The organism is Synechococcus sp. R6-5, from assembly GCF_047461775.1.
GTDB lineage: Bacteria > Cyanobacteriota > Cyanobacteriia > Thermostichales > Thermostichaceae > Thermostichus.
In genome coordinates this window covers 1-8789 of sequence record NZ_JANSHV010000237.1, presented here as the reverse complement: position 1 = coordinate 8789, position 8789 = coordinate 1, and the positions used below count along the sequence as shown (strand labels likewise).

The following is an 8789-nucleotide window of genomic DNA, read 5'->3' as shown; positions in this document are numbered from 1 at the left end:
TCAGGGTGCCGTAGGCATAGCAATAGCGCTGCGGAGCAATAATGCACGGGGCCAGAAGGCTTTTTTCAATAGCCCAGGCGTCTTACCCTAGCCTGAAACAACTATGTCTAATAACTAATGGTGCAACATCCAAGGTCGCCCACAGGATTGGGAGCGATATTTTGGCGAGTTTGGATCAGAATTTGAGTGCTGTTCACGCTTGATCAGTTTGGGTTCTCTTCCCCCCTTTGAAATAGGCAAAGAGCTGGAAAGCTGAACCATGGGAACTGAAATGAGACGTTTCCCTTCCTGATTGCAAGAAGGACAATAGGCCGGATCTCGATATTGAGATAAGGGCCGCCATACCTCAAACTCCCCACAGGTTTGACACTTAAACTCATACAGCGGCATCTTCCTATTCCACCCCCTTGAACGAGGCATCGGATAACATTCACCTAGGGAGAATATCTATGTCGAAGATTTGCGTAGGAACAGCCACCGTACAGCAAGCATTGGGAATATCGACGATCCCACTCACTCTGCCCTCCACCGGTGCAGAACTGAGCAGCAGATAAGCTTGTTCTCCCGTAAAGCCGAATTTTTTCAGATATTCGATGGCATTTAAGCAGGCGCGTCGATAGGCAATGTGAACATCCATATAATGCTGCTTACCTGTAAGCTCGTCCACAGAAATGCCCTCAAACACAAGGTATTCCGAGTAACGTGGCTCAACAGGGCCGGGCTTAAAAATGGGGTTAACCAATCTGTACTTCTCAACACCACCCTTGATTAGATCGACGTGGAGATCGATGTAGCCCGACATCTCAATAGCGCCACAAAAAGAGATCTCCCCATCCCCTTGCGAGAAGTGAATATCTCCCATCGACAGCTTGGCACCCTCCACGTAAACCGGGAAGTAGATCCGTGTTCCTTTAGACAGGTTTTTAATATCGCAATTACCGCCGTGCTCTCGCGGGGGCACCGTCCGAGCCGCTTCAGCAGCAACCCGCTCATACTCTGACTTGGGCAAAGTTCCCAAAATTGCGTTCTTGGGATTGGGCAAGGCGGCCAGCACAGGCTGATTGCCGGATAGCCCCGCGCCGTAAGTGCGCAAATCGGGAGCCGAAGCGACCAGCTCAGCTTCCCGCTTATTCCAAGCCGCCAGCAACTCGTGAGATGGGGCACAGCCAATGAGGCCGGGGTGAATGATGCCGGCAAAGCGCACATGGGGAATGTGTCTGGAAGTGGTGTAAATGCCTTGAAAATCCCAGATGGCTTTGGCCGCGTTGGGAAAATGATCGGTGAGGAATCCCCCTCCATTTTCTTTGGCAAAAATACCTGTAAACCCCCACTCGTCTCCCGGCAGTGGCCCAATGTCTAACAGATCGACAACCAGGATATCTCCAGGCTGGGCGCCGTTAACCCAAATAGGCCCACTCAAAACATGGACAACGCTTAGGTCAACCTGCTCAATGTCGGAAGGATCATCGTTGTTTTTGATTTGCCCATCCGTCCAGTCTTTACACTCAATTCGGAATACCTCGCCAGGGTTTACAGAAACCACAGCGGGAATATCAGGATGCCAGCGGTTGTGACCCGGTAGATCCTGTTGATCCATTGGCTTAGTCAGGTCAACTTTAAACAGCGTTTTGGGCATGGGATCCTATCCTTGAGTCATCACTCTGCGGTCAGACTTTGAATGCACAAAAGCCTATCTCCAATAGAGAAGCTAATACTGTAGTAAAAGCTACAATTCATAGTGCTGTTATCTACAATCGCAGAGCGGGAGATGAGGAGCTTAGATCGACAGGCTATTTCACTGCAATTCAAAGTAACTATCAATCAATTCACCAAAGTAACGGCCAATCCATTCGGCGACAGATCGATTTAGCCGTCAGCTCCTAAAGCGTTGCAGGATCCTCTCCAGAAAATCCCTAGAGAACATGGTGGGTTGTCGGCCAAATCCTGATTTTTCAATTAGCCCCCTTGGCTTCCCTTGAGAAAGGGAAACTCAAGCTCTTTCTTGAGATCCTCAGAACCTGGGATCCTCAAGTTCTGAAAACCCAGTTGCCGCAAGCCAGGGATCCCGAATGCCCAAGCTAGTCAAGTGCCTGTAGCTGGGCTAGGAAATCTGCCACCGTCAGGGATCCCAGCTCCTGCCGATGGCGCTGGCGCACGCTCACCGTTCCTGCCGCTTGTTCCTGTTCCCCCACGATCAACATAAAAGGGATCCGGGCCTTCTCGGCATTGCGGATTTTTTTGGGCAAACGATCGCTGTCGGCATCGATGTGGACGCGGATCCCGTGTTCTCGCAGTTGATCCCGCACTTGGGTGGCATAGCCCAAATACTGATCGGAAACGGGCAAAATGCGCACCTGTTCCGGGGCCAGCCAGAAGGGAAAATCCCCAGCGTATTCTTCGATGAGAATGCCGATGAGTCGTTCCAGCGAGCCAAAGGGAGCACGGTGAATCATCACCGGACGCTGCCGGGATCCATCCTCAGCTACGTATTGCAGATCAAAGCGCTGTGGGTTTTGGTAGTCCACCTGAACCGTGCCCAGTTGCCACTCCCGATCCAGCGCGTCGCGGAAAATAAAATCCAGCTTCGGCCCATAGAAGGCTGCCTCTCCGATCCCTTCAAAGTGGGGCATCGACAACTTCTCCACAGCGCGACGGATGGCATTTTCGGCTTTGTCCCAATCTTCGGGGGATCCCAGATATTTGTCCGACTTGGGATCCCGGAAGCTGAGGCGGGCGCGAAAATCCTTGAGCTTGAGCTTATCGAAAACCACCAAAATGAGATCGACAACCTTGAGAAACTCCTCCTCCAATTGATCGGGGCGAACAAACAAATGGGCATCGTCCACCGTGAAGCCACGCACTCGCGTCAGACCTCCCAATTCCCCCGATTGCTCGTAGCGATAAACGGTGCCGAACTCGGCATATCGTAGGGGCAAATCGCGGTAGGATCTCAGCTCGGATTTGTAGATTTGGATGTGAAAAGGACAATTCATCGGCTTCATGACAAAGCCCTGTTCAGCCGCACGCGCCTGCTCATTCTCCGACATCATGGGAAACATATCTTCCCGATACTTTTGCCAGTGGCCGGAGATCTTGAACAAGTCCACACGGGCAATATGAGGGGTAACCACCGGCAGGTAGCCCCGCTTGAGCTGCTCCTGCTTGAGAAAATCCTCCAGCACCGAGCGCAGAATGGTGCCCTTGGGTGTCCAGAGAGGCAGCCCCGGCCCCACCTCATCCGAAAACAAAAATAGGCCCAGTTCTTTGCCCAGCTTGCGGTGATCCCGCCGTTTGGCTTCTTCCAGCCGCCGTTTGTATTCTTTCAGCTCCTCTGGGGTCTCCCAGGCGGTGCCGTAGATGCGTTGGAGCTGCGGCTTGGTTTCATCCCCCCGCCAATAAGCGCCGGCCACACTGAGCAAATCAAAGGCTCTGGGGTTGAGATCTCGGGTGTTTTCCACGTGGGGGCCAGCACAGAGATCCCACCATTCATTCCCCAAGTGGTAAATGCTGATGACCTCCCCTTCGGGAATGCTGTCTAAGATCTCCAGCTTGTAGGGTTCTCCGAGGGCTTCGATTCTGCGCCTGGCTTCTTCCCGGCTCACCTCCTCGCGGATCACCGGCAGGCCCTTTTTGATGATTGCCTGCATCTCTTTTTTGATGCGATCCAGATCTTCCGGCGTGAAGGGCTCGGGATGGTCAAAATCGTAGTAGAAGCCGTAGTCGGTTGTGGGGCCGATGGTCACCTGGGCCTTGGGAAACAGCTTTTGCACCGCCATAGCCAGGACATGGGAAGTGGTGTGGCGGATGCGCTCCAGTTTGGGAGACTCGTGAGTGCGCAGCAGTTTGAGGGTGCTGTTGGCCTTCTGAGGTGATTCGGCTGGCTGAGACATCGGAACCTGCTTCGACAACAAAGAAAGAACAGTGAAGAAATGGATATCCGTGTCTCTATCTTAGGCTGGGGCGAGAACGGCAGGGATCCCAAGCTGAGTCCATTCCCCTGTTTGCCGAGTCAACCGCGAACCTCACCTCACGACTCGGCCCGGAACAAGGGGGGAAAGTACACAGTATCCTAAAGGGGTTGACCCCCTTACCCGAGCCATGATCTCTTCGCCCACCGACTTCACGGAACGCTCTGTCGCCTCTGCTCCCCCAGTTTCCGAAACCGGCCCGGCTTCTCGTTCTGAATCTTGGGCGGCCCCCGTTCTGGCGGCCATCGATGTGGGCAGCAACTCTCTCCACATGGTGGTGGTGCGCATCAATCCCCGTATCCCTAGCTTCACCCTCATCTCCCGCGAAAAAGCCACCGTCCGGCTGGGGGAGTTTTGCAACCAGACGGGCGCCCTCACGCCTGCAGCCATGGAGCGGGCCCGGACGGCTCTGGAGCGGTTTTGCCGCATTGCTGAGAGCTTTCAGGTGCAGGATATTGTTGCCGTGGCTACCAGTGCTGTGCGCGAGGCCCCCAATGGGCTGGAGTTTTTGAAGCGGATTGAACGGGAGCTGGGCCTGCGGGTGGAGTTAATCTCGGGGCAGGAAGAGGCCCGCCGCATCTACCTGGGGGTGCTCTCGGCGATGGAGTTCCACAACCGGCTGCACGCGGTGGTGGATATCGGCGGTGGCTCCACCGAGCTGATCTTGGGCAATGGCCAAGAGCCGGAGTTTCTGCGCAGCGTCAAGGTAGGGGCAGTGCGTCTGACCCAGGCTTTTTTGCACCACGACCCGCCCACTTCTGCCGAACTGCAAGCCCTGCGCCAGCACATCCGCGGCATGCTGGAATCCCCCATCGAGCAGATGAAGCGGATCCTTGCCTCTTCACAACAACAGGGATCCCTGCCTTTGGTGGGCACCTCTGGCACCGTCGAGTGCCTGGCCCAGTTGGATGCCCGCCGTCGGTTGGGCGCTCTCCCCCATCGCCTGCAGGGGTATGAGTTCAGCCTGGAAGCCCTGCGCGGCTACATCAAAGAGCTGCGCTCCCTCACGGTGGCCGAACGGCAAAAGCTGCCCGGCCTGGGGGAAAGGCGGGGGGAGATCATCCTAGCCGGGGCGGTCATCTTGGAAGAAGTGATGACCCTGCTGGGGGTGGAGCGGATCCAGTTTTGCGAACGGGCTCTGCGGGAAGGGCTGATCGTGGACTGGATGATCGGCCAAGGGCTGATTGAGGATCGGCTGCGCTACCACAGCTCGGTGCGGCGGCGCAGCGTCCTCAAGTTGGCGGAAAAATACCAGGTGGAGATCCCCTATGCCGAGCGGGTGGCCGAGTTTGCCCTCAGCCTTTTCGATCAAACCCGCGGCATCCTGCATGGCTGGGGATCCCGGGAGCGGGCTCTTCTCTGGGCGGCGGCCATGCTGCACAACTGCGGCCACTTCATCAGCCATGCCGCCCACCACAAGCACTCCTACTACCTGATCCGCCATGGAGAACTCTTGGGCTTCAACGAAGAAGAGGTGGAGGTGATCGCCAACTTGGCCCGCTACCACCGCAAGTCGCCCCCCAAGAAGAAGCACGAGAACTTCCAGCGCCTCAGCGACGAGCGGGATCGCCAAGTGGTGCTGGAACTGAGCCCCCTGCTGCGCATAGCCTGTGCTTTGGATCGCCGCCGCCTGCAGGCCATTCAAGCCCTGCACTGCCGTTTTCAGCTCCTGGGAGAAGGCCCCCGCCGCATGGAGTTGATTTTGGATCCCAGGCATCCCAAGGACGACTGTGCCCTAGAGTTGTGGAGCTTAAACGAGAAGAAAAAAGTCTTCGAGCAACAGTTCAACCTGCAGGTAATCCCCAAGCTCTCTACCCAGATCCAGCGCAGCGCCGATCCCTTTGAGGCAGCAGTTTAGCCTTCTCGGGGATCCTAGCTAAGGGGCGATGGTAATGGGCGAGGGGCTGGTTTGGGTGGTCTTTTGGCCCCCTCTTTGCAAAATCACCTCGATGATGCCGTTGTTGACCGGCTGCATGTTGAAGGGCAACTGCTGCTGGGTTTCGTATAGGCCCGGCGCCACCTCCCGCATTTCGACTTCCGGCGTTACCCCAACAATCCGAAAAGCAGCCCGCCCCCCCGGATCCCCTCGCATGGTGACTTTGAGAATTTCTCCCATGCGCAGATTGGTGCTGTTGGTGGTGACACTGAAAATCTGGGGCAGTCCCGTGGCGACGGGTGCGGAAACCGGCTGAATGGTGGAGCGGGTTCCTCTGGAGCCATCGATAGAAAAAGGAAAAATCTCCCGATGTTCCTGGCTGAGGCCGTCCTTGGTGAGCACAATCCGCAAGGTGGGATTGTTGGCCTGGTGGGTGGGGGCTACCACGTAGGTGCCTTCGTAGTGGTTGGGTCGTACCTCCCGCATCGGCTGGTTCAGGGCCAGATTCCCCAGATCAAACTGGGCGATCCCTCCAGATTCCCCCCAAATGGCAATGGTGAGAATGTCCCCTTCCACCAAGTCGCGCTGGGGATCCAAGCGAATGGCCTCAATGCGCGGATAGCGATTGCTGGCTGCAGTCAGAGGGGCTGGCTGCGGCAGAGGAGCTGGGGGCGGAAACACCGACTCCACTGGCGGAGGAGCAACATTGCCCAAGGCCAGTTGAGGTAGCCGCCGTTGAACGCGGGTACTGACGCCATTGAGGGTCAACTGAATACTGATGTCGGGGCCAAAGACGGCATCCTGAGGACCAAGGCTATAAACTGCGCGGTAGTAGCCGGGCTGCACCTCCTGCATCGGCAGACCCTGAACCACGCCGCCGATATCAACCGTAGCCCTGCCGTTGGGAGTGGCCTGCGCTTCAATGGTCAAGGTTCCCCCTGCAGGAACACTTCCTCCCTCGGGAGTGATCCGCGTTTGGAAGATTTCGGGTTGGACAGTCTCGGCCACCCGGGCTGGGGAGGGACGCAACTGGGCCACAGGGGGTGGCAAGGGCGGAAGCTGACCGCGATACACCAGGGCCTGATGCAACAACACCGCCCCTTCTGCTCGCCTCAGCACGCGATTGGGCTGAAGACGAGCTGGATCCGGCACATTCACCAGCAGCCCCGCCTCGCCTGCCATGGCCACAAAAGCCCGCCCTACCTCCGGCACATCAGCCGCATCGGTGTACAGAGCCATCCAGCGCTCAATGTCGGCCTGGGTGGGAGCAGGCAATTGCAGAGCCCGCACCAAAATGGCCAGGGCTTCCAGGTGGGTGATATCCCCTTGCGGGCGAAACTCGTTGCCCTCGTATAGGCGCATGGCCCCCGCCTGCAGCACGGCTTGGGCAGTCCAATAGTCGGGGGTGTTGGGCTCTAGGTCGCGAATCTCCTGCACCTGGTTGGGATTGGGAATGTAGCCGAAAAACTCCGTCAGCCACTGGGCCAATTCCAGACGGGTCAGGGTGGCTGACAGGGGTTCTTGGGTGATCACCACATCTGTCTGACGTTCCAGAGCCGCCACGTAGGGGTCGGTCCAGGCCAGCGAGGCTTGCTGCTCCACCCCTTGGGACCAAGCCGGCAAGCTGACACCCGACCAGCCCAGCGTCCAACACAAGCTCAGAGCTAGGGGCCACGAGCACCGCATAGCTGTCACTCCTGTTCCAACAACATCCCCTCAGGGCCAGCTTATCTCAAACTTCCGCCCCATCCTCAAGCCCTCGATGCCCCTTGGGATTGCGCCCTTTGGCAGTGAGATTCTGAAAACTCGGGTAAGAAGGTTCGCCGCAGGGATCCCTTAGGAGATTTTACCTATGCAAGACGGGATCCGGCTTGACAGCAAAGGGCCTAAGCAAGGGTCTCGTAACTTGTAGTTGTGCATCCAAATCCTTATCATTGTGTTATAGACTCAGAAAGTTCAGAAAGCACTTTTGCCCCTACCCTAGGGAGGAGTTTCATGGCTGGCAGCACCGGAGAGCGACCTTTTGTCGATATCATTACCAGTGTCCGCTACTGGGTTATTCACGCCCTGACCATTCCCGCTTTGTTTTTGGCAGGCTGGCTTTTTGTGAGCACTGGCCTGGCCTATGATATTTTTGGCACCCCGCGCCCCAATGAGTATTTCACGGCAGAGCGCCAGGAGTTGCCGATCGTTAGCGATCGCTTCAATGCTCTGGAGGAGCTGGAGAGGCTGACTCGCTAGGAGTGCCCGTGGGTAAGTGGACTATTCGTTATTGCAATTTGTAAGTTGATTGAGCTTTTTGCGTAGGGTGATATCTATGGCCACTAAATCTGATGAACCCGTTTTTTACCCTGTTTTTACCGTCCGTTGGCTGGCGGTACATACCTTGGCGATCCCAACTGTTTTCTTCTTGGGAGCTATTGCTGCAATGCAGTTTATTCAACGGTGAACCCAATGGCTGATCAACCCGAAAGGAATCCCAACTCCCAACCGGTGGAGCTAAACCGCACTTCCCTTTACCTGGGTTTGCTGCTGGTGTTTGTGGTTGGGCTGTTGTTCTCCAGCTATTTTCTCAACTGAGGCCAGGATCCCACTCTGCTCTTGGAGTTGGGAAAGAGCGCAGGGGACAATGCTGGCTTTTGGCTAGCCCTTGCTCCCCTTTGCTAAGTTTACTGAGAATGTAATTGCTGCTAGTTCTGTCTTTTTTGGAGACCAGTTGCTATGACCAGTCAAGCAAGGATCCCTTTGTGGATAGTGGCTGTGGTTGCCGGTTTGGGTGTGATCACGGTAGTTGGGCTCTTTTTCTATGGCTCCTATGTGGGCCTAGGCTCTAGTCTGTAGGTTTGAGGTTTTCGGTCTGGTAGTAGCCCCCAATAGGTAGGGGTAAAGGGTCCCATGGTTTTTACGACCTAGCCGAATTCAGCTAGAAATCGCAGGAGCCCCGC

At 56.2% G+C, this 8789-nt stretch carries 9 protein-coding genes; 5 read left to right on the top strand and 4 right to left on the bottom strand.

The features are described 5' to 3' along the window. Window positions 1-114: 114 nt before the first annotated feature. The 3 genes from NW818_RS11910 to thrS form a co-directional block, all read right to left on the bottom strand. A complete protein-coding gene (locus NW818_RS11910) occupies window positions 115-390 on the bottom strand; it encodes an FmdB family zinc ribbon protein (RefSeq protein ID WP_041438561.1) in 276 nt (91 codons plus the stop codon). 40 nt (window positions 391-430) lie between these two features. Next, entirely contained in the window at window positions 431-1636 is a 1206-nt protein-coding gene (gene fmdA, locus NW818_RS11905; RefSeq protein ID WP_414356687.1) for a formamidase, read from the bottom strand. A 442-nt stretch (window positions 1637-2078) separates the two neighbouring features. Further along, entirely contained in the window at window positions 2079-3890 is a 1812-nt protein-coding gene (thrS, locus tag NW818_RS11900) for a threonine--tRNA ligase (protein WP_414424669.1), read from the bottom strand. A 208-nt stretch (window positions 3891-4098) separates the two neighbouring features. On the opposite strand from thrS, the gene NW818_RS11895 reads away from it, so the two are divergent. Further along, window positions 4099-5826 carry an HD domain-containing protein gene (locus NW818_RS11895; RefSeq protein WP_414424668.1) on the top strand — a complete coding sequence of 576 codons (1728 nt, stop codon included), beginning with the start codon at window positions 4099-4101 and terminating at the stop codon, window positions 5824-5826. 18 nt (window positions 5827-5844) lie between these two features. Here the strand turns inward: NW818_RS11895 and NW818_RS11890 are convergent, their stop codons facing one another. Next, window positions 5845-7530, bottom strand: a complete 1686-nt coding sequence (locus NW818_RS11890) for an S-layer homology domain-containing protein (protein ID WP_414408682.1) — start codon at window positions 7528-7530, stop codon at window positions 5845-5847. Between the two features lie 309 nt (window positions 7531-7839). Here NW818_RS11890 and psbE point away from each other — a divergent pair, with 309 nt between their 5' ends. The 4 genes from psbE (at window position 7840) to NW818_RS11870 (ending at window position 8685) form a co-directional block, all read left to right on the top strand. Next, window positions 7840-8085, top strand: coding sequence for a cytochrome b559 subunit alpha (gene psbE, locus NW818_RS11885; RefSeq protein WP_011433109.1), 246 nt, complete (start codon window positions 7840-7842; stop codon window positions 8083-8085). Window positions 8086-8161: 76 nt separating this feature from the next. Further along, the gene (gene psbF, locus NW818_RS11880) at window positions 8162-8293 is read left to right on the top strand and encodes a cytochrome b559 subunit beta (RefSeq protein ID WP_011433110.1); all 132 of its coding nucleotides are present in this window, start codon (window positions 8162-8164) and stop codon (window positions 8291-8293) included. A gap of 5 nt (window positions 8294-8298) precedes the next feature. Next, the gene (locus NW818_RS11875; protein WP_011433111.1) at window positions 8299-8424 is read left to right on the top strand and encodes a photosystem II reaction center protein L; all 126 of its coding nucleotides are present in this window, start codon (window positions 8299-8301) and stop codon (window positions 8422-8424) included. Window positions 8425-8565: 141 nt separating this feature from the next. After that, window positions 8566-8685: a photosystem II reaction center protein J gene (locus NW818_RS11870; protein WP_011433112.1), complete on the top strand. Its 120-nt coding sequence runs from the start codon at window positions 8566-8568 to the stop codon at window positions 8683-8685. Window positions 8686-8789 lie beyond the last annotated feature (104 nt).

What these genes read in the sequence shown, in the direction of transcription:
- NW818_RS11910 (WP_041438561.1), bottom strand. Translation starts at nt 390, where the DNA reads ATGCCGCTGTATGAGTTTAAGTGTCAAACCTGTGGGGAGTTTGAGGTA.
- fmdA (WP_414356687.1), bottom strand. Translation starts at nt 1,636, where the DNA reads ATGCCCAAAACGCTGTTTAAAGTTGACCTGACTAAGCCAATGGATCAA.
- thrS (WP_414424669.1), bottom strand. Translation starts at nt 3,890, where the DNA reads ATGTCTCAGCCAGCCGAATCACCTCAGAAGGCCAACAGCACCCTCAAA.
- NW818_RS11895 (WP_414424668.1), top strand. Translation starts at nt 4,099, where the DNA reads ATGATCTCTTCGCCCACCGACTTCACGGAACGCTCTGTCGCCTCTGCT.
- NW818_RS11890 (WP_414408682.1), bottom strand. Translation starts at nt 7,530, where the DNA reads ATGCGGTGCTCGTGGCCCCTAGCTCTGAGCTTGTGTTGGACGCTGGGC.
- psbE (WP_011433109.1), top strand. Translation starts at nt 7,840, where the DNA reads ATGGCTGGCAGCACCGGAGAGCGACCTTTTGTCGATATCATTACCAGT.
- psbF (WP_011433110.1), top strand. Translation starts at nt 8,162, where the DNA reads ATGGCCACTAAATCTGATGAACCCGTTTTTTACCCTGTTTTTACCGTC.
- NW818_RS11875 (WP_011433111.1), top strand. Translation starts at nt 8,299, where the DNA reads ATGGCTGATCAACCCGAAAGGAATCCCAACTCCCAACCGGTGGAGCTA.
- NW818_RS11870 (WP_011433112.1), top strand. Translation starts at nt 8,566, where the DNA reads ATGACCAGTCAAGCAAGGATCCCTTTGTGGATAGTGGCTGTGGTTGCC.